This window comes from Sphingomonas carotinifaciens (assembly GCF_009789535.1).
Classification (GTDB): Bacteria; Pseudomonadota; Alphaproteobacteria; order Sphingomonadales; family Sphingomonadaceae; genus Sphingomonas; species Sphingomonas carotinifaciens.
Genome location: NZ_WSUT01000005.1, coordinates 1,282,056 through 1,305,626 on the forward strand (window position 1 = coordinate 1,282,056; position 23,571 = coordinate 1,305,626).

Sequence of the window (23,571 nt, forward strand, 5' to 3'; positions counted from 1 at the left end):
AACCCAGGTTCGCGAGCGGGAACGTCGAGCGCCGCAACCCATTGGGGAGGGGAGCAGATACAGGAGCTTGCCCATGACCGACCGTCCCCAGCCGCCTTATCCCGAACAGCAGCAGTCGATCCCCGGCCGTACCGATGCGATGGACCCGCGCCCCGACCATGGCGAAACCAGCTACAAGGGCAGCGGACGTCTGGAGGGCAAGAAGGCGGTGATCACCGGCGGCGACAGCGGTATCGGTCGCGCGGTCGCCATCGCCTATGCGCGCGAAGGGGCCGACGTGCTGATCTCGTACCTGAACGAGGATGACGATGCGGCCGAGACGAAGCGGCTGGTCGAGGAAGCCGGTCGGCAGGCGGTGCTGGTACCCGGCGACATCAGCGATCCGGCACAGGCGCGCGCGGTGATCGACAAGGCGGTGGAGGCGTTCGGCCGGGTCGACATCCTGGTCAACAATGCCGCGCACCAGCGCAGCTTTCAGGCGATCGAGGACATTCCCGACGAGGAATGGCAGCAGACCTTTGCCACCAACATCCATGCGATGTTCTACCTGTCCAAGGCGGCGGTCGCGCACATGGGCGAGGGCGCGTCGATCATCAACACGACCTCGATCAACGCCGACCAGCCGAGCCAGCAGCTGCTCGCCTATGCCACCACCAAGGGCGCGATCCACAATTTCACTGCCGGCCTGGCGCAGATGCTGGCCGAGCGGAAGATCCGGGTGAACGCGGTCGCGCCGGGGCCGGTGTGGACGCCGCTGATCCCCTCTACCATGCCGCCCGAGGCGGTGAAGACATTCGGCGAGAACACGCCGCTGGGCCGCGCGGCGCAGCCCGCCGAACTGGCGCCGCCCTATGTGATGCTGGCGACCGACGAAGCGAGCTACATCACTGGGGCCACCATCGCCGTGACCGGCGGACGCCCCTTCCTCTAGAGTGGAATTCGATCGCCTTCGGTCACCCTCACCCTTCCGCGGCTGCGCCGCTCCCGGCGGGAGAGGGAAAAGACGCTGAAAGCCGCGCAAGGTGGGGGCGAGCACGCCTGATCGAATTCGATCCAAAGCCACAGATCCGGCCGCAGCGTCCTGACGGATGATGCGGCCGGGCTACTTTGCCACCCTTGTGTCCCGTCGCTGCTCTGCCTAAACCACGCAGCGGAGGGGATAATAATGGCAAATTGCTTTAAGAATGCGATGGCGGCCCTGTTGCTGATGACCGGTGGTGCGGCCGCGGCACAGGACCAGTTCCTCGATCCCAATACGTTGCGGCCGTCGCTCGACCCCAATCGCAAGGCGAACGGGTTGGCGCTGACGCCGCCGATGGGGTGGAATAGCTGGAACAAGTTCGGGTGCCGTATCGACGAGGCGACGGTGCGGGCGATGGCGGATGCGATTGCGAGCAATGGCATGGCGGAGGCGGGCTATCGCTACATCGTCATCGACGATTGCTGGCACGGCGAGCGCGACGCGAACGGCTTCATCACCGCCAACGCGGAGAAATTCCCCTCCGGCCTGAAGGCGCTGGCCGACTATGTTCATTCCAAGGGTTTGAAGTTCGGCATCTATTCGGACGCGGGCGCCAAGACCTGCGGCGGCAAGCCGGGCAGCCAGGGCCATGAATATCAGGACGCGCTGACCTATGCCCGCTGGGGCGTCGATTACCTGAAATATGACTGGTGCTCGACCGGCACGCGCAATGCCGAGGAAGCCTATGCGCTGATGTCGGACGCGTTGAAGGCGACCGGCCGGCCGGTAGTGCTGGCGATCTGCGAATGGGGCAACAACCGCCCATGGGAATGGGGCAAGAAGATCGGCAATCTTTGGCGGACGTCCGCCGATATCCGTGATGCCTGGAAGGGCCGGGAGAAATGGTCGATCGGCCTGCTCGACATCATCGACCTGAACGAGCCGCTCTACCCGCATGCCGGCCCCGGCCACTGGAACGATCCCGACATGCTGGAGGTCGGCAATGGCGGGATGAGCGACACGGAATATCGGGCGCATTTCAGCTTGTGGGCGATGATGGCGGCGCCGCTGATCGCGGGGAACGATATCGTGGGGATGAGCGCGGACACGCGTGCGATCCTGCTCAACCGGGAGGTGATCGCGGTGGATCAGGATGCGCTCGGGCAACAGGGCAGGCGGGTGCGCGACGACGGCGACCTGGAGGTGTGGGCACGCCCGCTGGCGGATGGCAGCCGCGCGGTGATCCTGTTCAATCGTTCGGAACAGGCAGCGGACATGGCGGTCGACTGGCCGGAGATCGGGTTGACCAAGGCGGTGCGGGCCGAGGTGCGCGACCTGTGGGCGCATCGTTCGCTGGGCCGCAAGACGGGGCGCTTCGCCGCCAAGGTGCCGGCGCACGGCGTGGTGATGGTGACGGTGAAGCCGTGACCGCCACCGGACCTGCGATGGACCGGCGTGCCGTTCTGATCTAACGGCCGCGCCATGCCAATCGATCTCATCTGCCTGGATGCCGACGACACGTTGTGGCACAATATGCGCCACTTCGAAGAAGCGCAGGCGGCGCTGCTCGCGCTGCTCAAGCCCTTTGCCGATGCGCAGGTGACGCGGGCCGCGATGGACGCGTGCGAGATGCGCAACCTGTCCGTCTATGGCTACGGCGCGAAGGGCTTCACCCTGTCGATGGTGGAAACCGCGATCGAACTGGCGGGCGACCGCCTGCCGGTCCGGGCGATCGGCGAGATACTGGCGGCGGGCCGGCGGCTGCTGGCGCATCCGGTGGAACTGCTGGACGGGATCGAAGACACGCTGGACCGGCTGGCGGAGCGGGGGCGGCTGATCCTGGTGACCAAGGGCGACCTGCTGCACCAGGAGGCCAAGCTGGCGGCCTCGGGACTGGGCGACCGTTTCGCGGGGATCGAGATCGTCAGCGACAAGACGCCGGACACGTTCCGTCGGCTGTTCGCACGCCACGGTATCGATCCGGCCTGCGCGGTGATGGCGGGCGATTCGATGCGATCGGACGTGCTGCCCGCGCTGGAGGCGGGCGCCTGGGCGGCGTTCGTGCCGCAGCCGGGGGCGTGGGTGCACGAACAGGGGCGCGCGCCGAGCGACCATCCGCGGTTCCGCGAACTGACGAGGCTGGCCGAACTGCCGGACTGGATCGATGCGATCGGCGCGGAGCGTGCAGCCCCTTGACCCGCTCCGTCGTACCGCGCACCGCAACAATCGATTACATCATGGGGGTTGGGAGAAAATAATGACCGAAGCTGCCGATCGCATCGTCGCCGGCGTCGAGCTGGGTGGCACCAAGTCGATCGTGCTGATCGGCCGGGGACGCGAGATCCTGGTGTCCGAACGTTTCCCCACCACCGATCCGGCCACCACGCTGGGGGTGCTGGCCGCCAAGCTGGCCGAATGGCGTGACGCCTATGCGCCCGAAGCGCTGGGCATCGGCAGTTTCGGGCCGATCGCGCTGGACGCCCATGGCGCCGATTACGGGCGAATGCTGGCGACGCCCAAGCCCGGCTGGGCCGGAGCGGATGTGCGCGGCGCGCTGGCGGAAGGCTTTGGCGAGCGGATCGCGATCCATACCGACGTGACCGGCGCGGCGCTGGCGGAAGGATTCTGGGGCGCGGCCAAGGGGCTGGGCGATCATGTCTATGTCACCGTCGGCACCGGCGTCGGCATGGGCATCGTGTCGGGCGGCCATCCGGTGTCGGGGCGGATGCATCCCGAGGCAGGGCATGTCCGCGTGCGGCGCATGCCGGGCGACGGCTTTACCGGGGTTTGCCCGTTTCATGGCGATTGCCTGGAGGGGCTGGTGTCCGGTCCGGCGATCGCGGCGCGGGCCGGGCGGCCGGCGCAGGAGCTGGACGCGCACGACCCCGCATGGACCTTTGTCGCGGATGCGCTGGCGGAAAGCTTCGTCGGGTTGTTCCTGACGCTGGCGTGCGGGCGGATCGTGGTCGGCGGCGGCGTCGGCATGGGGCAGCAGCATCTGTTGCCGATGGTGCAGCAGCGGGTGGTGGCGAAACTAGCCGGGTATCTGCCCTTCGTCGATGCCGCGCAGGTGGCGAACCGGATCGTTCACGCGCAACTGGGCGACCAGGCGGGGCCGCTCGGCACGCTGGCTCTGGCGCAGACGGTGCTGCCGGCGCGCTGAAGGCGTTTCCAACAAAATAGCGGCCTCTCGCCGAAATCGCTGTCCTACAGCGAACCGATATGGTTCGTTGCTGCCCAGGGGAGACGGGCATGACGGATATCGATGGGCTGATTGCAGGCGTGGTCGCGCGCGAAGGGGGCTATGTCGACCATCCCGCCGACCGGGGCGGGCCAACGCGCTTCGGGATTACCGAGGCGGTGGCGCGGGCCAGGGGCTATACCGGGGCGATCCGGCAACTGCCGCGCAGCGTGGCGGAGGACATCTACCGGACCCGCTACTGGAAGGGGCCGGGGATCGACCGGGTCGCGCGGCGCGCGCCGGTGCTGGCGGCCGAACTGTTCGACGGGGGCGTGAACATGGGACCGCGCGTTCCGATCGGCTTTCTTCAGCGCGCGCTGAACGCGCTGAACCGGGGCGCGGCGGATTATCCGGAGGTGGCGCGCGACGGGCGGATCGGCGATGCCACGCTGACCGCGCTGGATGCGTATCTGGTGCGGCGGGGGCGTGACGGCGAGGCGGTGCTGGTCAAAGCAATCGAGGCGCTGCGCGGCGAACGCTATATCACCTTGGCCGAGCGGCGGCCGGCGAACGAGGCGTTCCTGTATGGCTGGCTGGCGCACCGGGTGGGGGTGCGGGCATGACGGCGGGCGACGAACCCGCCGAGCCGGTCGACCGCTGGACGGCGCAGGCGCGGCCGGCATTCCTGTACGTGATGTACGTGTTCCTGTTGTGGAGCCTGCCGATGAGCATCGTCGCGGGGCTGCGCCCGGCGATGGCGCAGGCGATGATCCGCGGCATGGCGGCGTATCTGGCGGCGATCCCGGAGCCGCTCTACGCGCTCTTCGGCACCGGATATCTGGGCTATACGGTGGCGCGGGAGTGGGGGAAGCGGCGCTAGATCCGATCAGCGCGGATCGCGGTAGGGCAGGTCGCGGCGCAGGAAGACGATGGTGTGCCAGCTTGCCCGGCGGGTGCGGAACACCGCGCGGTAATCGCGGGTCAGCGTCGCCTTCAGCGCGGCGAGGCTGCCGGGGTTCCAGATCCGCATCCGCCGGTCGGAGGTGACGATGACCGGCGGGCGGCTTGCCAGAATGCGGCGGACTTCGGCGGCTTCGTCGATGCCGGTCGCCCCCTGCTCGGTGGTGTAGGCGAGCAGGTTGGGAAAGGCATAGGGCGTCGGCAGGCAGGTGTCGGCCAGTTGATAGGTGATGGTGTCGCCGATGAACACATAGGGGCAGCCGGTGCCGCTGTTCGCCGCGACGATCCGTGCGGTGCGGTAGGCACCGGGTGCATCGTCATGCGCGGTCAGCGCCTCCACCGACAGGATCGTCAGGCCGAGGCCGAGCGTGGCGACGAGCGCGCGGGTCGAGCGGCCCCAGCAGCGGCCGGCGACGAGCGTCAGGGGGGCGAGCAGCGGCAGCGCATAATGGTCGAAAAACGTGCCGATCGCGAAAAAGCCGGCGGTGGCGGCGGCGAGCCAGCCCCAGGCGAGCAGGTTCGCGCTCGCCCGGACGCCCTCCCGCGGGCGGCGGCGCCAGGCGATCGCGGCGGAGACGATGACCGGGGCGAGCTGCGCGGCGATGCCGAGCAGCCGCATCGCCAGCTGGTCGGGTGGATAGGGCGCGCGGAGCGCAATCGAGGTGATGTTGGCGAACCAGAAAGGCTGAAGCCAGCCATGCGCCCAATACCAGCCGAGCGCGGCGAGGCTGGGGAGAAGACCAATCAGCGCCCAGAACAGCGCGGCGGCGGCGATAGCGGGCCAGCGGGCCTGTGCGCGGCGGAGGAACCAGAGATGCGCGATGCCGAACAACGCACCTTCGATCGCGGGGGTGTATTTCATCTGGATCGCGATGCCCGCCAGCAGGCAGGCGATGGCGCCGTTCCACAGGATGCGGGTGCGTTGCCCTTGCGCGGCGAGCGCGGGCAGGCCCAGCGTCAGCCAGCCGGCGGCGGCCATGGGCAGGTTGTAGAAGACGGGCGACTGGCCACCGCGCCCGCCGAGCAGCATCAGCGCGATCAGATAGACTGCGCCCGCCGCCAGCGCACCGCGCCGCCGCACCCCGATCCGGCCCGCCGCCAGATACACCAGCGCCGCGGTTCCCCAGGCGGCGACGAGTGCGGCCAGTTGATAGGCGACGATCCCCTTGCCGAGGGCGGCGGCGAACAGCGCATAGAGCAGGAACAGCCCGATCGGCTTGCGATCCCAGATGTCGAGATAGGGCACCGCACCGTTCAGCAGCCGAGTCCCGACCAGCAGATAATATTGCTCGTCGACATGGATTACCGGGTTGCCGATGTCCCAGCCGCGCAGCGCGACGGCGGCGAGCAACAACAACAGGAGGTCGCGGGCGCGCTTCACCGGGAGACGCCTCAGTAGAAGCGGCGCAGGGTGAGGGCGCGGGTGCGCCCCTCGCAGTCGGACAGGCGCACCACCGTGCCGGGCGCCGCCACCGACCATCGGGCAAGCGGGCTGGTCGCATAATCCCGCGTCACCGGCTGGCCGTCGATCGCGCAGATCAGGTCGTCGGTGCGCCAGCCGGCGGCCTCGGCCGGGCTGCCGCGCATGACGTGCAGCACACGCAGGCGATCCGGCGCGACGCCGACGAGCAGGCCACTGGTCGAGCGCAGCGGGGTGGTCTGCGTGCCGTCACCCTTCAGCACCATGCGCCCGGCATAGGGATCGAGCAGCACGCGGTACCGCCCGAGAAAGCCCGAGCCGATGCGCCCGGCGACGCCGATCGACTGGCTGAAGCCGCCCGGCGGCTCGATCCGCACCTCCACATTCTGCGCGTCGAGCGTGCCCAGCGTCAGGTGCGGGACGATCGCCAGATCGTTGACGCTGGCGCCGCCCAGCCCGAAACCGATCGTGCTGGTGGCGGGCAGGCGATCGAGCCTGGCCGCGGTCCAGCCGGCGCGGGTGACGGTGACCGACGATCCGTCGCCGGTGTCGACGATGACCGGCGCCAGCCGGCCAGCACCCAGCCGGATCGCGCTTTCATACACGCGCCGCTGCGCCGAGATGGTGAGTGGGGCGACCGCGCCGGCGAAAGGCATTCGTCCGGAAGGGAGGAGGCGGAAGCGCTTGCCCGCATAATCGATGTCGAGCGCGTAAAGCGCGGTCAGGTCGCGCCCGACCAGCAGGTCGACGGGTTCGGCATCGCCCGTCGCGATAGCGGGCAGGTCCGCCACGGTGACGCCGCCGCCGGTGCGGGTCAGGCCGCCCAGTTCGACGCGACGCGTCGGCATCCAGCCGACCGCCACCGCGCCGCCGATCGCGGTCGCGCTGCCACCGCTGCGCAGGCGTTTCTGCACCACCGCCTTGGAGGTGCGCGCCAGCACGGTGAAGCTGACCCCGGTGTCGAGGATCGCCGACACCGGTCGCCCGTCCAGGGTCATTGTGAAGTGGATCTGGTTGCCCGGCGTCAGGGTGAAGGGCACCCAGCGATTTTCGGTGTCGTCCGCCAGCCGGCCCGTGCCGGGATCGCGCGTGGCCTCGGCCACGACGCTGGGCGGGGACGCCTGTTGCCCGGCATGGGTCGTCGCCACCACCAACGGGGCGATCAACAGGGGAGCCAGGACCAGCAGGCGGCGCATCGTGCCGCCGGCCCTAGAGCAAGCGCCGGCGACGCGCCAGTGGCGCCGCCGTGCCCTTTAGAGACACGCCTCTAGGAACGCCTGGTCGAAGCCGAACTGCTTGGCCTTGTCGAGCGTATAGGGGCGCAGGCCCATGGAGCGATATTCGCCGATGATCTTTCCTTCGGCCGACTCGTCCAGATATTCGAACTTGAACAGCTCCTGCGTGACGATCACCGGGCCTTCCATGCCGATCACCTCGGTGATGTTGGTGACGCGGCGGCTGCCGTCGCGAAGGCGCTTCACCTGGATGATGAGGTCGACCGAATCGGCGATCTGGCGGCTGATCGCCTCCTTGGGCACCTTGATGTCGGACATCATCACCATGTTCTCCATACGCGCCAGCGCCTCGCGCGGGGAGTTGGAGTGGAGCGTGCACATCGACCCGTCGTGACCGGTGTTCATCGCGGCGAGCATGTCGAAACATTCCGCGCCGCGAATTTCGCCCAGGATGATGCGGTCGGGACGCATGCGCAGCGCGTTCTTGACGAGGTCGCGGATCGAGATTTCGCCCTGACCTTCAAGGTTTGCGGGGCGGGTTTCGAGCGGCAGCCAATGCGGCTGTTGCAGGCGAAGCTCGGCCGCGTCCTCGATGGTCAGCACGCGCTCGCCCGGGTCGATCATCTTGGACAGGGCGTTGAGCATCGTCGTCTTGCCCGAGCCGGTGCCGCCCGAGATGACGACGTTGAACCGGCTGGCGCCCGCGATCTTCAGCGCGGTCGCCATCTTCGGCGACATGCTGCCGAAGCCCGCCATCATGTCGAGCGTGATCGGCTTGGCGGAGAATTTGCGGATCGAGATCGCGGTGCCGCGCAGGCTGAGCGGCGGCACGATGACGTTGACGCGGCTGCCGTCCTTCAGGCGGGCGTCGGCAAGCGGCGTGGTCTGGTCGACGCGGCGGCCGACCGAGTTGCAGATGCGCTGCGCGATCTGGAACAGATGTTCCTCGTCGCGGAACTGGATGTTGGCAATCTCCAGCTTGCCCTTCCGCTCGACATAGGTCTGCTCGGGTCCGTTGACCATGATGTCGGACACGTTGGGATCGGCGAGCAGTTCCTCGAGCGGGCCGAGGCCGAGCAGCTCGTCGACCAGCACCTTTTCCAGCGCGAACTGCTCGCGCCGGTTGAGCGTCAGCTTCAGCTCGGCAAGCACCTCGCCGATGATCGGGCGGAATTCCTCGGCCAGCTCGTCCTTGCCGAGCGTCGCCGCGGCCTCCGGATCGACGCGTTCCAGCAGGCGCGGCAGCACCTGTTCCTTGATCTTGTGGACCGACGCCTCGAACCCCTCGGCCCGGCTGCTGCCGGCGTCGCCGCTGGAGGCCTGGCGATCGGCCAGGCGCTGCATCGCGTCCATCTGCATCCCGGGCATGGTGCCGGGGCCGATGGCGTCGAGGTCGCCGCCGGGCAGCGGGGCGGGTTCGGGGGCGGCAAAGGCGGAAGGGGGCAGATCCTGTTCGGCGGCCGGCACCACGCGCGCCCCTGCCTGCCCGGTGTGCATCGGCCGTGCGACGCCAAAGGCCGGCCGTGCGGGCTGACCCGATCCCATTCCACTGCGACGCCCGAACGCGCTCATCCGACCCGAATCCCTTGCAAGTGGTATCGGTGCCTAAACGGCAAGCTTTACCATATACCTAACCAACGATCCCGCGCACCGATCCCGCATGCCCGCGCAGAAGCGGTTGCCGCGCGGCGCGTCCGGGCGATAGGAGGGCGCGATGATCGTCCGGCTGGCCCTCGCATTCGTTTTCCTTGTCGGCCTGGCCGTACCCGCGCGGGCCGACGACATCGCGGCGGCGGCCCGCGGGGTGGTGCGGGTGGTGACCATCGCGGTGGTCGACGACCAGGTCGCGGGCTTCGGCCATGGATCGGGCTTCGCGGTCGCGCCGAACCGCATCGTCACCAACGCGCATGTCGTGGAGCTGGCCGAGCGGTACCCGGACAATGTCGTGGTCGGCATCGTGCCGTCGGAGGGCAGCAAATCCTACCAGGGCCGGGTCGTCGCCTATGACGCGCGGCGCGACCTGGCGCTGATCGAGATCACCGAGGCGCGGCTGCCGCCGGTTGCGCTCTATACGGGGCCGGTGGCGGAGGGGAATGCGGTGATCGCGCTGGGCTATCCCGGCAATGTCGATCTGGCGACCGCGCAGTCGGCGGCGGATTATATCCGGCCGCTGTCGCCGGTCCGCTCGCAGGGCGTGGCGTCCGGGCGGCGCAGCCTGACGGGGATCGAGGTGCTGCTCCACACCGCCAGCATCGCGCGCGGCAATTCCGGCGGACCGCTGCTCGATCCGTGCGGGCGGGTGATCGGCGTCAACTCCGCGCTGACCCGCGCCGACGAGGGTGATTCGACCTTTGGCTTCGCGATCGCGGATACCGAGTTGATGGGGTTCCTGCGCGACGCGCAGCAGCCTTATGTCTCGGCCGGCGGACCCTGCACCTCGATCGAGGAACGGCTGCGCGAGGACAGCGCCGCCGATGCCCGCGCCACCGAGGATGCCGCCGCCGCCCGCCGCGAGGCGGCAGGGGCCGCCGCGCTGAAGCGGCAGGCGGCGCTTGACCACGCCCGTGACGAGGCGGAGCGGACGCGCGAGAATGTGATGGCGCTGGCCGGGCTGCTGCTGGTCGCAGGGGCGCTCGGCATCGGCGCGGCGGGGCTGTTCGAATCGCGCGGGCAGCGGCGCGCGGCGATCTGGGCGGTGTCCGGTGGCGGGCTGGGCGTGCTGGCGGCGGTGGTGGTGTTCGTCGCGCGGCCATCGGGGGAGCCCGAACTGCCCGCCGACACGGTCGCGCCGACGACCATGCCGATCCGCGACGCGGCGATCGGCCGGCTGGTCTGCACGCTGCAGCCCGAACGCAGCCGGGTGACGATGTCGTCCACGGCGGAGGTGACGCTGGAATGGGGCCGGGCGGGGTGCATGAACGGCACGCAGCAATTTGCCGAGGGCGATGCGCGTTGGGAACGGATCGCGGTGCCCGACGAGGAGCAGACGGTGTCCGTGCAGCGCTTCGACCCGCTGACCCGCACCTATGCCGATACACGCTATTTCCTGTCGGCAGCCGGCATGGCGGCGGCGCGCGCGGCGCGGGGCGACAAGCCGGTCAGTGGCTGTTCGGCGGCGGACGCGGTGCAGGACGCGCTGGCCCGCCAGCAGGCGGCAATCCGGGCGACGCTGCCGCCGCTACCCAACGAAAAGCTGGTCTATTCCTGTCGCAAGGCGGGGTGATCTTCCCCTCGCACATCGCCTTTGTTTCGCTATAGGGCGAAATACGGGCTTGGGAGGGCCGAGGGGATGATGCGTTTCGGGGGATGGGTCGCCGGTGTCGCGCTGGCGCTGGGCATGGCCACGCCGGCGGCGGCGGAATGGCGCGAGGCACGTGCGAAGCACTTCGTGATCTACGCCAATACCGGCGAGGATGATATCCGCCGCATGGCGACGCGGCTGGAACAGCTGGACGGGGCGATGCGGCGCATGCACGCGGTGGCGGAGCAGCCGGGCCAGACCAGCAACCCGATCACCGTCTATACGGTGGCCAGCGCCAACGAGGTGCAGTCGTTGTGCGGCAAATGCCCCAACATCGCCGGCTTCTACCAGCCGCGGGCCAGCGGGTCGATCGCGTTCACGCCGCGCCGCGGCAGCAGTGAGGGCAGCATCGATCCACAGATCGTGCTGTTTCACGAATATGCCCATCACTTCCTGCTGGGCAACGCATCCACCGCCTATCCGGCCTGGTATTCGGAAGGCTATGCCGAGTTCGTCAGCACCGCCACCTTCGACAAGGAGGCGCTGCGCGTCGGCGTGGCGGCGATGCACCGCGCCTACAGCTTGCTGCGTACCGACATGAACATCGAGACGCTGTTCGATTCCGCGCGTCGCAAGCTCAGTGTCGAACAACGGGCGGCGGTCTATGCGCGCGGCTGGCTGCTGACCCATTACCTGATGTTCAGCAAAGAGCGCGAGAACCAGTTGGGGACCTATCTGCGCCAGTTGAACGAAGGCGTGCCCAGCCTGAAGGCAGGGGAAGCGGCGTTCGGTGGTTTGAAGGCGCTGGACAAGGATCTCGATCGCTATCTCAACTCGTCGCGCATCACCAACGTGATCCTGCCGTACACGATGCTGCCCGTACCGCCCATCGCGGTCCGCACGCTGAGCGAGGGCGAGCAGGCGATGATCGGTTTGCGCATGCGATCCGAACGCGGCGTCAATCGCGAAACGGGCCGCGACGTCTATGACCGCGCATTGCGCACGGTGGGGCCTTATGGGGACGATCCGGTGGTGCAGGGCTGGCTGGCCGAGATGGCGTATGATGCGGGGGAGGACGCGGCGGCCGAGGCGGCGGCGGACCGGGCGCTGGCCAAGGATCCGAAGTCCGTGCAGGCGCTGACCTACAAGGCGATGGTGCTGATGCGTCGTGCGGGCAATTCCCGCGATGCGGCGCAGTGGGCGGAGGCGCGGCGCTGGATCGTGAAGGCGAACCGGCTGGACCCCGACGCCGCCGAGCCGCTGTCGCTTTATTATCGCAGCTATCGCATGGCCGGCGCGAAGCCGACCGATGCGGCCGTGCAGGGGCTGTACCGCGCGTTCGAGCTGGTGCCGCAGGATCAGGGGCTGCGCTTCATGGTGGCGGCACAGGCGATCGAGCTGGGCGACATCAAGGGTGCGCGCGCGACCCTGCGTCCATTGGCCTTCGATCCGCACGCGCCGGCGGACAATCCGGCGGCACAGTTGCTGGCGCTGCTGGACAGCGACAAGGTGCAGGAAGCGCTGGCCCGCATCCGCGGCAATGCCGAGCAGGCCGCGCCGGGGGGCGAGGCGCACTAGTCCGCGCCGCCGGCCGATGCCGCGCGTTCGGCGTGACGGCATGGTGTGCCCGGCGGGATCGTGCGCAGCGCCTGCCAGATCGCTTCCTGAAAGGCGGTGGCCCGTATGTCGGGCGGCAGGTCGCTGCGCGCCGGGCATTCGGCCAGGGTCACGACCCGCTCGGCCAGGTCATGCAGGACGGCGTCGCCCGGCCGGATCGTCGCCGCCGGGAAGCGGGCGGCGAGTGCGGCGCCATCCTCGCCCAGTGCAATCCGGCACGGCCCCCGGGCGGTGGTGGCAAAGAGCAGCGGCCCCATGCCGGTCGCGATCATCGTCCAGCGGATCGTCTCCCCCCTGCCGCCGTGCCGCCACGCGCTGGGCGACATGCCCAGCCGGGGCGCATCGGCGGCATAGAAGCGGCTGGGTGCGTCATGCCCGGCGGCGTAGATCGCCTCGGTCACGCTGTTTTCCGCAGCAAGCGCCGCGATCGCCCGGCCCGAGCGCAGCGCGCGGGCATAGGCGGCGGGCGTCACCCCGGTGGCGCGTTTGAACAACCGGTGGAAATGATGCGGGGCATAGCCGACCGCCTGTGCCAGCCGGTCGAGCGGCACCGCACCGTCCCGCGCCAGCATGGCTGCGGCCCGTGCGACCGCCGTCGCATCGCGCGCCACCGCGTCCGGATGGCAGCGGCGGCAGGACCGGTAGCCTGCCGCTTTTGCATCCGCGGCATCCTTGTAGAAGGCGACCTTGTCGCGTGCGGGGCGGCGCGCGGGGCAGCTCGGCCGGCAATAGATGCCGGTGGAGCGCACCGCGACGACGAAGCGGCCGTCGGCGTCGCGGTCGCGGCTTGCAAAGGCGATCCAGGCCCGGTCCTCGTCCATGTGCATGATCTAGGGTGATCGCGGCAAAACCGCATCCCGCGGATTGCGCTCAAAACGACATGGCGCCGGTATGACGATCTTGTTACCATCCCGTCATGGGAAGGGGTGGCGCAGCTTGCATCGCCGGGTTCCCGATGCTACTCGCGCGCCAACCCATCCGAGGCGCGATTTCGCGCCCCGTTCCCCATGGGGGCAACCCGTTTGTAATTACGAGGAATTCGCGTCCGTGGAGATGTCCGGCGGAAATCTAGGTGGCACAGGCGGCATCCAGGCGAGCCTGGGCGGACGCTATGCGCTCGCCCTGTTCGAACTGGCCGAGCAGGGCCGCAGCATCGACACGGTCGAGGCAAGCCTGCTGGCCGTGCGCGACGCGCTGGCCCAGTCGGCCGAGTTTCGCGACCTGACGACCAGCCCGGTCGTGGCGCGCGGCGCGGCGGTCAAGGCGGTGCTCGCCGTCGCCGACCAGTTGGGCGTCGATGCCACCACCCGCAATTTCCTGGGCGTGCTGGCGGAAAACCGTCGCCTGGGCCAGTTGTCGCAGATCATCCGCGCCTTTCGCCAGCTTGCCAGCCGCCACCGCGGCGAGACGACGGCGGAAGTCACGAGCGCCCACCCGCTGACCGACGATCAGGTCGCCGCGCTGAAGCAGCAGTTGCGCCAGCGTGTCGGCCGCGACGTCTCGGTCGACCTGTCGGTCGATCCCGCGCTGCTCGGCGGGCTGGTCGTCCGCATCGGCTCCCAGATGATCGATTCCTCGATCCGCACCCGTTTGAATGCGCTCGCCAGCGCGATGAAAGGCTGACGTTCCATGGATATCCGCGCCGCAGAAATCTCCAAGGTCATCAAGGACCAGATCGCCAATTTCGGCGATCAGGCCCAGGTCTCCGAAACCGGTCAGGTGCTGTCCGTCGGTGACGGCATCGCGCGCATCTACGGCCTGGACAACGTCCAGGCGGGCGAGATGGTCGAGTTCGCCAATGGCGTGCAGGGCATGGCGCTGAACCTGGAAGCCGACAATGTCGGCGTCGTGATCTTCGGCTCGGACGCCGAAATCCGCGAGGGCGACACCGTCAAGCGCACCGGCACCATCGTGGACGTGCCGGTCGGCAAGGGGCTGCTCGGCCGCGTGGTCGACGGCCTTGGCAACCCGATCGACGGCAAGGGCCCGATCGTCGCCGAGAAGCGCAGCCGGGTCGAGGTGAAGGCGCCGGGCATCATCCCGCGCAAGTCGGTGCACGAGCCGGTGCAGACCGGTTTGAAGGCGATCGACGCGTTGGTGCCCGTCGGCCGTGGCCAGCGCGAGCTGATCATCGGCGACCGTCAGACCGGCAAGTCGGCGATCGCGCTCGATACCTTCATCAACCAGAAGACGGCGAACGCCGGCACCGACGAGTCGAAGAAGCTGTACTGCGTCTATGTCGCGGTCGGCCAGAAGCGCTCCACGGTGGCGCAGCTCGTCCGCACCCTGGAAGAGAATGGCGCGATGGAATATTCCATCGTCGTCGCCGCCACCGCGTCCGACCCGGCGCCGCTGCAGTTCCTCGCGCCCTATACCGGCTGCGCAATGGGCGAGTATTTCCGCGACAACGGCATGCATGCCGTGATCGTGTATGACGACCTGTCCAAGCAGGCGGTCGCCTATCGTCAGATGTCGCTGCTGCTGCGCCGCCCGCCGGGCCGCGAAGCCTATCCGGGCGACGTGTTCTATCTCCACTCGCGCCTGCTGGAGCGCGCGGCGAAGATGAACGACGACAACGGAAACGGCTCGCTGACCGCGCTGCCGATCATCGAGACGCAGGCGGGCGACGTGTCGGCCTACATCCCGACCAACGTGATCTCGATCACCGATGGCCAGATCTTCCTTGAAACCGACCTGTTCTTCGCCGGCATCCGCCCGGCGATCAACGTCGGCCTGTCGGTCAGCCGCGTCGGCTCGGCCGCGCAGACCAAGGCGATGAAGAAGGTGTCGGGTTCGATCAAGCTGGAGCTGGCACAGTATCGCGAGATGGCGGCGTTCGCGCAGTTCGGCTCGGACCTCGACGCCTCGACGCAGAAGCTGCTCAACCGCGGCGCGCGCCTGACCGAGCTGCTGAAGCAGCCGCAGTTCAACCCGCTGCCCTTCGAGGAGCAGACGGCGTCGATCTTCGCGGGCACGCAAGGCTATCTGGACACCGTCCCCGTGGCGCAGGTGACGCGCTACGAGGCGGCGATGCTGGCCGACCTGCGCGCCAACCATGCCGGCGTGCTGGGCCTGATCCGCGACACCAAGGATCTGGGCGATGAGGCCAAGAGCAAGCTCAAGGCTGCGCTCGACCAGTTCGCGAAGACCTTCGCATAAGTGAACCATAGCCCTCTCCCCGCCGGGGAGGGGGTTGGGTGAGGGGCCGCCCCAAGCGCTTCCGTTGATGGCAACCTCCGCTCCCGGGGCGGAGGAGAAACAAGGACCAAGATGGCAAGCCTCAAGGCCCTCAAAGTTCGGATCAACTCGGTCAAGTCGACCCAGAAGATCACCAAGGCGATGAAGATGGTCGCCGCCGCCAAGCTGCGCCGTGCGCAGGAAGCGGCGCAGAACGGCCGTCCCTATGCCGAGCGGCTGGAGACGGTGATGGCCAGCCTGGCGAGCCGTGTCGGCGGCACCGGCGCGTCGCCGCTGCTGGCGGGCACCGGCAAGGACCAGGTGCAGCTTCTCGTCGTCGCGACCTCCGAGCGTGGTCTGGCCGGTGCGTTCAACACCAACATCGTGCGCGCCGCGCGTCGCAAGGCGGACGAGCTGATCGCGCAGGGCAAGACGGTGAAGTTCTACATCGCCGGCAAGAAGGGGCGCGTGCTGCGTCGCTTCTTCCCGAACGCGATCCTGGCCGATCACGAGATGGGCCAGATCAAGTCGGTCGCGTTCGACGATGCCCGCGCGATCGCCGACGACCTGATCGCGCGCTATGGCCGCGGCGAATTCGACGTGGCGCATCTGTTCTACGCCAAGTTCGTCTCGGCGCTGGTCCAGGAGCCGGTCGGCCAGCAACTGATCCCGGTGCCCGTACCGCCGCAGCCGGCCAAGTCGGCGGTGTCCGCCGAGGCCGTGGTCGAGTATGAGCCGAGCGAGGAGGCGATCCTGGACGACCTGCTGCCGCGCAACGTGGCGGTGCAGATCTTCCGCGCGCTGCTGGAAAACGCCGCGTCGGAACAGGGCAGCCGCATGAATGCGATGGACAATGCGACCCGCAACGCGGGCGACATGATCAACCGTCTGTCCATCCAGTATAACCGTACCCGCCAGGCCGCGATCACGACCGAACTGGTGGAAATCATCTCGGGCGCCGAAGCGCTCTAAGTTTCGAAGCAGGAAGAACCGCCATGGCAACCGCCGCTGACGATATCCGCCCGATCCAGTCGACGGGCCAGACGAACAATGTAGGACGCATCGCGCAGGTCATCGGCGCGGTCGTCGACGTGCACTTCCCCAACACCCTGCCGGCGATCCTGTCGGCGCTGGTGACCGAGAATAACGGCAACCGCCTGGTGCTCGAAGTTGCGCAGCATCTCGGCGAGAACACCGTCCGCACCATCGCGATGGATTCGACCGAGGGCCTGACCCGCGGCCAGACCGTGACCGATACCGGCGCGCAGATTTCGGTCCCCGTCGGTCCCGCCACGCTCGGCCGCATCATGAACGTCGTCGGTGAGCCGATCGACGAGCGTGGGCCGGTCGGCACCGACCTGCGCGCGCCGATTCATGCCAAGGCGCCGGAGTTCATCGACCAGTCGACCGAAAGCGCGATCCTGGTCACCGGCATCAAGGTCATCGACCTGCTGGCGCCCTACGCCAAGGGCGGCAAGATCGGCCTGTTCGGCGGCGCCGGCGTCGGCAAGACCGTGCTGATCCAGGAGCTGATCAACAACATCGCCAAGGGTCACGGCGGCACCTCGGTGTTCGCAGGCGTCGGCGAGCGGACGCGTGAAGGCAACGACCTGTATCACGAGTTCCTGGACGCGGGCGTCATCGCCAAGGACGCCGACGGCAATCCGATCTCGGAGGGCTCGAAGGTCGCACTGGTGTTCGGCCAGATGAACGAGCCGCCGGGCGCGCGTGCCCGCGTGGCCCTGTCGGGCCTGACCATCGCGGAATATTTCCGCGACCAGGAAGGCCAGGACGTGCTGTTCTTCGTCGACAACATCTTCCGCTTCACCCAGGCGGGTGCAGAGGTGTCGGCTCTGCTCGGCCGCATCCCCTCGGCGGTGGGGTATCAGCCGACGCTGTCGACCGACATGGGCGCGCTGCAGGAGCGCATCACCTCGACCAACAAGGGCTCGATCACGTCCGTTCAGGCCGTGTACGTTCCCGCGGACGACTTGACCGATCCGGCGCCGGCGACCTCGTTCGCGCACTTGGACGCGACCACCGTGCTGAACCGCGCGATCTCGGAGCTGGGCATCTACCCGGCGGTCGATCCGCTCGATTCGACCAGCCGCGTGCTGGAGCCGCGCACGGTGGGCCAGGAGCATTACGACACCGCGCGCGCGGTGCAGTCGCTGCTCCAGCGGTACAAGTCGCTGCAGGACATCATCGCGATCCTGGGCATGGACGAGCTGTCCGAAGAGGACAAGCTGACCGTGACCCGCGCGCGCAAGATCCAGCGCTTCCTCAGCCAGCCCTTCCACGTCGCCGAGGTCTTCACCGGTATCTCGGGCAAGTTCGTGCAGATCGAGGATACGATCCGCTCGTTCAAGGCGGTGGTCGACGGCGAGTATGACCATCTGCCCGAGGCAGCCTTCTACATGGTCGGCGGCATCGACGAGGTCGTCGCCAAGGCCGAGAAGATGGCCAAGGAAGCCTGACAGGCGCCTGTCCCCTCCTGCCGCGCGCGGGAGGGGCCTGGCATGGTCCTGCGCGACGCGGGGCCTGTGCCGAACTTTTCTCCCCCAGCCCCTCCCGCGAGCGGGAGGGGGGAGCTTACCAGAATGCTGCATTTCGAACTCGTCACCCCCGAAAAGCTCCTCCGCTCGGAGGAGGTGCACATGGTCGTCGTGCCCGGCACCGAGGGCGACTTCGGCGTGCTGGAGGGGCATGCGCCCTTCATGTCGACGATCCGCGACGGCGCGCTGCGTATCCATCGCACCGAAAAGGGCGAGCCCGAGACGCTGACCATCCGCGGCGGCTTTGCCGAGGTCACGCCCAAGGGCCTGACCATCCTGGCCGAGCACGCGGCCTGATCCGCGCCGCCCGGCGCGGCGGCTACAGGAAGCTATAGGGGTCGACGTCCACCGCGACCCTGACCTTGGGCGACCATTCCAGCGCGCCCAGCCATTCCCGGATCACCGCCTGCACGTCGAGCGCCCGGCGCGCATGGACCAGCAGGCGGTAGCGATGACGCCCGCGCAGCATGGCGAGCGGCGCCGGGGCGGGGCCATAGACGTGCATGCCCTCCACCTCCGGCGCGCGGCGCCCGATCAGGCTGGCGATCTCCTGCGCCGCGGCCTGCTCCTCCGACGACACCACGATCGCGGCATAACGGCCGAAGGGGGGTGCGCCGGCATCGCGCCGTGCCTCGGTTTCCGCGGCGTAGAAGGACTCGGCATCGCCGGTGACCAGCGCCTGCATGACGCCGGCCTTCGGGCTGTGCGTCTGGATGAACACCTGGCCCGGCTTCTCGCCGCGCCCGGCCCGACCCGAGACCTGACAGATCTGCTGAAAGGTCCGCTCCGCCGCGCGCAGGTCGCCGCCTTCCAGCCCCAGATCGGCATCGATCACGCCGACCAGCGTCAGGTTGGGGAAGTGGTAGCCCTTGGTGACGAGTTGCGTGCCGACCACGATGTCGATGTCGCCTGCCTCCATCCGGCCGACAAACTCGGCTGCCTTGGCCGGGGACCAGATGGTGTCGGAGGTGACGACGGCCGTTTTCGCCTCCGGAAACAGCGCGGCGACCTCGTCGGCGATGCGCTCGACGCCGGGACCGCAGGCGACGAGGGTGTCCTCGCCCTGGCATTCGGGACAGGCGCGCGGGGTGGGCATGACGTGGCCGCAGTGATGACAGGCGAGGCGGCGGACGAGGCGGTGTTCCACCATCCACGCGGTGCAGTTGGGGCACTGGAAGCGGTGGCCGCAAGTACGGCACAGCGTCAGCGGCGCATAGCCGCGGCGGTTCAGGAACAGCAGCGACTGTTCGCGCTTCTCCAGCGTCTCGGTCATCGCCTGGACGAGGCGGGGCGAAATCCAGCGGCCACGCTCTGGCGGCTCGTGGATCAGGTCGATCGCGGCAATGGCGGGCATCTCGGCGGCACCGAAGCGACCGGGCAGCTTCACCTCGGCATAGCGACCCTGTGCGACCTGCTGGCGGGTCTCGATCGCAGGGGTGGCGGAGGCGAGGATGACCGGGCACGGCTCGAACTTGCCCCGCATCACCGCCACGTCGCGGGCATGGTAATGCACGCCGTCTTCCTGCTTGAAGCTGGTTTCGTGCGCCTCGTCGACCACGATCAGCCCCAGGTTGCGATAGGGCAGGAACAGCGCGGAGCGGGCCCCCACCGTGACCAGGGCCTGACCGCTGGCGATCGCCCGCCACGCGCGTCGCCGCTGGGTCGAGCGCAGGCCCGAATGCCAGGCCACCGGCTCGCAGCCGAAACGGTCGTGAAAGCGCTTGAGGAAGGGTTCGGTGAGCGCGATCTCGGGCAGCAGGACCAGCACCTGCCGTCCCTCGCGCACCGCCTCGGCCACTGCCTCGAAATAGACTTCGGTCTTGCCCGATCCGGTGACGCCGTCGAGCAGCACCGGCGCGAAAGCCTGCGCGGCGACATCGGCGACGAGGCGGTCGGCGGCGGCGCGCTGGTCGCCCGACAATGCGGGAACGTGATGCAGCGGATCAGGCAGGGGAAAGGGGCTGTCGATATCGACCTCCACTCCCTCGATCGCACCGACCTTGACGAGTCCGCGGATCACCGCATCCGACACGTCGGCGATCGTCGCCAGTTCGCGGATCAGGCCCTGGCGGTCGCCGATCCGCTCCAGCGCCTGCGCCCGCTGCGGCGTCAGGCGATCGGGAACATGGCCGGTCGCGCGGTATTCAGTGGCGGTGCGCGCGCCCTCCAGCGCGGCGTTGGAGGACAGCGCCATGCGCACCACCGCGGCGGGCGGCGCCAGATAATAATCGGCGGTCCATTCGATCAGCCGGCGCAGCGCGTCGCCCAGCGGCGGCACGTCGGCGACCCCGAGCAATGGCCGCAGGCGGTTATCGCCCACCTCCGCATCCGATGGCATCCGCTCCGGCTCCCACACCACGCCGAGCAACTGGCGGGGACCCAGGGGTGCGACGACGATCGACCCCGGCTCGACCGTCATGCCATGCGGCACGCGGTAGTCGAGGGGACCGAGCGCGGAGTTCAGGACGAGGACGCGGGCACGCGGAGACATGGCCGCGCTATATGGGCACTGGATGACTCGTCGTGAACCCCGAAGCGTGACGGGTCAGGCGGCGCGTCGGCGATCACCCTTGCGACGCTCTCCGACGCGCGCACGCTTGGCGGCGTACAGGATCGCATCGGTGCGGTGGACGAAATAGCGCACCGTCTGCGTCTCGGGTGTCCACAGGCGCATGCCGACCGTGCCCGCGCACGTCATCGTCAGGCCCTCGGCGGTCACCGACACCGACAGCGTTTCCTCCAGTTGCTGGCGGAACTGGTCGATGCGGGCGAGCAGGCCCGCATCCTCGACGATGACCGCGAATTCGTCACCGCCCAGTCGCGCGACATAGCAGTTCTGCAGCCACGGCGCGCGCAGCCGCCGGCCGACTTCGCGCAGGATGTCGTCGCCGGCCATGTGGCCCAGCGTGTCGTTGATCAGCTTGAAGCCGTCCAGATCGATCAGCGCGAGCGCCATCAGCGCGCCCGATTGGCGCGCCCGGTCGATCGCCCCCTCCAGCGCACGGTCGAAGGCGGCACGGTTGCAGATGCCGGTCAACGCGTCGGTGCTGGCGGTGCGGCGCAGCGTCATTTCCAGCGCGTGGCGATCGGTGATGTCCTGGAACACGCCGACGATCGCGGTCACCTGCCCGTCGCTTTCCTCGCGCTCGCCCATCACCCGCACGCGCCGCAGGCGGCCGGTGGCGGTGGTGAAGTCAAGCTCCAGGTCGAACGGGATGCCGGTCTCGACGGCATGGGCCACGGCATCGTTCAACTGCTGGCGCTCGCTCGCCGGATAATAGTTCATCGCGGTATCGATATCGGGCTCCTCGCCCAGCGGCAGTTCGTGGATGCGGAACACGCCGTCGGACCAGGATGCGATCCGCTCGGGTATCGACAGGCGCCACGATCCGATCATCGAGATGCGCTCGGCCTGCTGGAAGGTGCGGTCCTTGGCGCGCAGGTCGCTGGCCTGGCGTTCGCTGAGTTCGGCGATGTCGGTCGCCCGCCGGGCAATGGCGCGCGCCGCGATCAGCGCCTCGGCCAGCGTCGTCAGATGGCGCAGCGTCCGCATGCCCGATTCGTTGAGCGAGCGGGGCGTGGCGTCCATCACGCACAGCGATCCGATCGGCTGGGCCACGCCCTGCCGGTCGGGCGCATGGATCGGCATGCCGGCATAGAAGCGCAGGCCGTTTTCAACGACCAGCGGATTGCCGGCGAAATCGGCATCCTTGCTCAGATCGTCGACGATGAACTGGTCGGGCTTGCGGATGGTATGGTTGCAGATGGCGACGCTGCGCGGCACCTCGACCGGCAGGTCGCCGATGCCCGCCTTCACCCACAGGCGGTCGCGGTCGATCAGGGTGAGCGCGGCCAGCGGGCAGTCCAGCATGTCCGCCGCCAGGCTGACCAGCGCGTCGAACTCCCGCTCCGGCTCGCTGTCGAGCAGCGCATGCGCCTGAAGGGCCGCCATGCGCCGCTCTTCATCGAACACAGGATCGAGGGACAGGGTTGAGGAGGCCATGGGACCGTCTAAGATCGCCAAGGTTAACAATTCTCGTCAGATACGACAGGTCGTTGGAATACATGGACAATATGGGGCGAGACGCGGTCCTGCCATTGGCATTCGCCGATCATCTGGCGAATGCGCGCCGCCGCTCGCCGCATACCGTGCGCGCCTATCAGGCGACGGCGGAGCGGTTGCTGGCGTTTCTGGGCGGCCATTGGGGTGGCCGGGTGGCACGGGGCGACCTGTCGCGGATCACGGCTGCGGACCTACGCGCGTTTCTGGCGCATCGGCGGGGCGAGGAGCTGTCGAACGCATCGGCCGCGCGCGAATTGTCGGCGGTGCGCGCCTTTCTGGATTGGGCGGGGGTCGAGCCGCCGCGCCTGCGCGGGCCGCGGGTAAAGGCCGGGGTGCCGCGTCCGGTGGCGCCTGCCGACGTGCTGGCGCTGGCGGAGGAGGTGTCGGAGGATGCGCGCGAACCGTGGATCGCGGCGCGCGACTGGGCGGTGCTGATGCTGCTGTACGGGGCGGGTCTGCGCATCGGCGAGGCGCTGGCCCTGCCGGCGGGCATATTGCCGCTGGGCGAGACGATCCGGGTGCTGGGCAAGCGCGGCAAGACGCGCATCGTGCCGCTGCTGCCGCAGGTCGCCCGCGCGGTCGAGGCTTATGCCGCCGAGCAGCCGTGGCGGCTGGAGCGCGAGGCGCCGCTGTTCCGCGGCGCGCGGGGCGGGGTGCTGTCGCCGGCGGTCGTGCGGCGCTCGGTTCGCGCGGCGCGGGCACGGCTCGACCTGGGCGACCGGGTGACGCCGCACGCGCTGCGCCACAGTTTCGCTACGCATCTGCTGGGGCGCGGCGCCGATCTGCGGCAGTTGCAGGAGCTGCTGGGTCATGCCAGCCTGAGTTCGACGCAGGTCTATACCGCGGTCGATGCCGCACACCTGCTGGATGTGTACCGCAACGCGCATCCGAGGGCCTAGAGCGGTTTCCGACCGATCTGCGTCATCGTGATTGCATCAGGAAGGCTGCTGGCTAGGAGCGGCGCGAAGCAGGGGCTGGTCTGCCCCTGCGAGCGTCGCGACGACGTCCGGCGGCCTTCCTGATACAACCCCTTCGGGGCGGGCCGATTTTGGCCCAGGGCCACGTCGCTCGTCGGTCACGATGCCCCGGCATCGCTCCGCTCCTCGCTTCTTGCCCTGAACCAAAATCAGCTCCGTCACGATGGCGCAGATTGGTCGGAAA

The 23,571-nt window shown here is 68.7% G+C and carries 20 protein-coding genes; 14 read left to right on the forward strand and 6 right to left on the reverse strand.

All coding sequences use genetic code 11. The features are described from left to right. Positions 1-73: 73 nt before the first annotated feature. The 6 genes from GQR91_RS08015 to GQR91_RS08040 all read left to right on the forward strand — a co-directional run bounded on the left by GQR91_RS08015 (position 74) and on the right by GQR91_RS08040 (position 5,022). Positions 74-931 (forward strand): glucose 1-dehydrogenase, encoded by an 858-nt coding sequence (locus GQR91_RS08015; RefSeq protein WP_112382066.1) that lies wholly within the window; start codon positions 74-76, stop codon positions 929-931. A 234-nt stretch (positions 932-1,165) separates the two neighbouring features. After that, entirely contained in the window at positions 1,166-2,389 is a 1,224-nt protein-coding gene (locus GQR91_RS08020) for a glycoside hydrolase family 27 protein (RefSeq protein WP_211368586.1), read from the forward strand. 54 nt (positions 2,390-2,443) lie between these two features. Further along, entirely contained in the window at positions 2,444-3,157 is a 714-nt protein-coding gene (locus tag GQR91_RS08025; RefSeq protein WP_149682160.1) for an HAD family hydrolase, read from the forward strand. A 61-nt stretch (positions 3,158-3,218) separates the two neighbouring features. Next, the gene (locus GQR91_RS08030) at positions 3,219-4,124 is read left to right on the forward strand and encodes an ROK family protein (protein WP_174236632.1); all 906 of its coding nucleotides are present in this window, start codon (positions 3,219-3,221) and stop codon (positions 4,122-4,124) included. Positions 4,125-4,213: 89 nt separating this feature from the next. Next, positions 4,214-4,765 (forward strand): glycoside hydrolase family 108 protein, encoded by a 552-nt coding sequence (locus GQR91_RS08035; RefSeq protein ID WP_149682159.1) that lies wholly within the window; start codon positions 4,214-4,216, stop codon positions 4,763-4,765. Further along, positions 4,762-5,022 (forward strand): 3TM-type holin, encoded by a 261-nt coding sequence (locus tag GQR91_RS08040; protein ID WP_149682158.1) that lies wholly within the window; start codon positions 4,762-4,764, stop codon positions 5,020-5,022. Before GQR91_RS08035 ends, GQR91_RS08040 begins: the two co-directional genes overlap by 4 nt. A gap of 6 nt (positions 5,023-5,028) precedes the next feature. Here the strand turns inward: GQR91_RS08040 and GQR91_RS08045 are convergent, their stop codons facing one another. From GQR91_RS08045 to GQR91_RS08055, 3 genes are read right to left on the reverse strand one after another with little or no spacing between them, the layout of a single operon-like run. Next, a complete protein-coding gene (locus GQR91_RS08045) occupies positions 5,029-6,483 on the reverse strand; it encodes an ArnT family glycosyltransferase (RefSeq protein WP_149682157.1) in 1,455 nt (484 codons plus the stop codon). Positions 6,484-6,494: 11 nt separating this feature from the next. Further along, positions 6,495-7,718 (reverse strand): aspartyl protease family protein, encoded by a 1,224-nt coding sequence (locus tag GQR91_RS08050; protein ID WP_149682156.1) that lies wholly within the window; start codon positions 7,716-7,718, stop codon positions 6,495-6,497. A 57-nt stretch (positions 7,719-7,775) separates the two neighbouring features. Then, positions 7,776-9,329 (reverse strand): TadA family conjugal transfer-associated ATPase, encoded by a 1,554-nt coding sequence (locus tag GQR91_RS08055; protein WP_174236631.1) that lies wholly within the window; start codon positions 9,327-9,329, stop codon positions 7,776-7,778. Positions 9,330-9,471: 142 nt separating this feature from the next. Between GQR91_RS08055 and GQR91_RS08060 the strand changes: the two genes are divergently transcribed. Together GQR91_RS08060 and GQR91_RS08065 are read left to right on the forward strand one after the other, a co-directional pair. Continuing rightward, positions 9,472-10,980, forward strand: a complete 1,509-nt coding sequence (locus tag GQR91_RS08060) for a S1C family serine protease (protein ID WP_174236630.1) — start codon at positions 9,472-9,474, stop codon at positions 10,978-10,980. A gap of 66 nt (positions 10,981-11,046) precedes the next feature. Further along, positions 11,047-12,576, forward strand: a complete 1,530-nt coding sequence (locus tag GQR91_RS08065; protein ID WP_235903993.1) for a hypothetical protein — start codon at positions 11,047-11,049, stop codon at positions 12,574-12,576. Here GQR91_RS08065 and GQR91_RS08070 read toward each other — a convergent pair. Beyond that, positions 12,573-13,436 (reverse strand): bifunctional transcriptional activator/DNA repair enzyme AdaA, encoded by an 864-nt coding sequence (locus GQR91_RS08070; RefSeq protein WP_249042526.1) that lies wholly within the window; start codon positions 13,434-13,436, stop codon positions 12,573-12,575. The genes GQR91_RS08065 and GQR91_RS08070 overlap by 4 nt on opposite strands. A gap of 232 nt (positions 13,437-13,668) precedes the next feature. On the opposite strand from GQR91_RS08070, the gene GQR91_RS08075 reads away from it, so the two are divergent. The 5 genes from GQR91_RS08075 (at position 13,669) to GQR91_RS08095 (ending at position 18,644) form a co-directional block, all read left to right on the forward strand. After that, positions 13,669-14,238, forward strand: a complete 570-nt coding sequence (locus GQR91_RS08075; RefSeq protein ID WP_112382074.1) for a F0F1 ATP synthase subunit delta — start codon at positions 13,669-13,671, stop codon at positions 14,236-14,238. A 6-nt stretch (positions 14,239-14,244) separates the two neighbouring features. After that, on the forward strand, positions 14,245-15,774 hold the full coding sequence (gene atpA, locus GQR91_RS08080) for a F0F1 ATP synthase subunit alpha (protein WP_149682154.1): 1,530 nt from the start codon (positions 14,245-14,247) through the stop codon (positions 15,772-15,774). Between the two features lie 111 nt (positions 15,775-15,885). After that, positions 15,886-16,764, forward strand: a complete 879-nt coding sequence (locus GQR91_RS08085) for a F0F1 ATP synthase subunit gamma (RefSeq protein ID WP_149682153.1) — start codon at positions 15,886-15,888, stop codon at positions 16,762-16,764. Between the two features lie 23 nt (positions 16,765-16,787). Next, positions 16,788-18,269, forward strand: coding sequence for a F0F1 ATP synthase subunit beta (gene atpD / locus GQR91_RS08090; RefSeq protein ID WP_112382077.1), 1,482 nt, complete (start codon positions 16,788-16,790; stop codon positions 18,267-18,269). Positions 18,270-18,392: 123 nt separating this feature from the next. Beyond that, entirely contained in the window at positions 18,393-18,644 is a 252-nt protein-coding gene (locus tag GQR91_RS08095; RefSeq protein ID WP_112382078.1) for an ATP synthase F1 subunit epsilon, read from the forward strand. 22 nt (positions 18,645-18,666) lie between these two features. On the opposite strand, the gene GQR91_RS08100 is transcribed toward GQR91_RS08095, so the two are convergent. Both GQR91_RS08100 and GQR91_RS08105 read right to left on the reverse strand, forming a co-directional pair. Continuing rightward, positions 18,667-20,838, reverse strand: coding sequence for a primosomal protein N' (locus tag GQR91_RS08100; protein ID WP_149682152.1), 2,172 nt, complete (start codon positions 20,836-20,838; stop codon positions 18,667-18,669). A 54-nt stretch (positions 20,839-20,892) separates the two neighbouring features. Next, positions 20,893-22,299: a sensor domain-containing diguanylate cyclase gene (locus GQR91_RS08105; RefSeq protein ID WP_249042527.1), complete on the reverse strand. Its 1,407-nt coding sequence runs from the start codon at positions 22,297-22,299 to the stop codon at positions 20,893-20,895. Positions 22,300-22,412: 113 nt separating this feature from the next. Here GQR91_RS08105 and GQR91_RS08110 point away from each other — a divergent pair, with 113 nt between their 5' ends. After that, positions 22,413-23,309 carry a tyrosine recombinase XerC gene (locus GQR91_RS08110; protein ID WP_375781569.1) on the forward strand — a complete coding sequence of 299 codons (897 nt, stop codon included), beginning with the start codon at positions 22,413-22,415 and terminating at the stop codon, positions 23,307-23,309. Positions 23,310-23,571 lie beyond the last annotated feature (262 nt).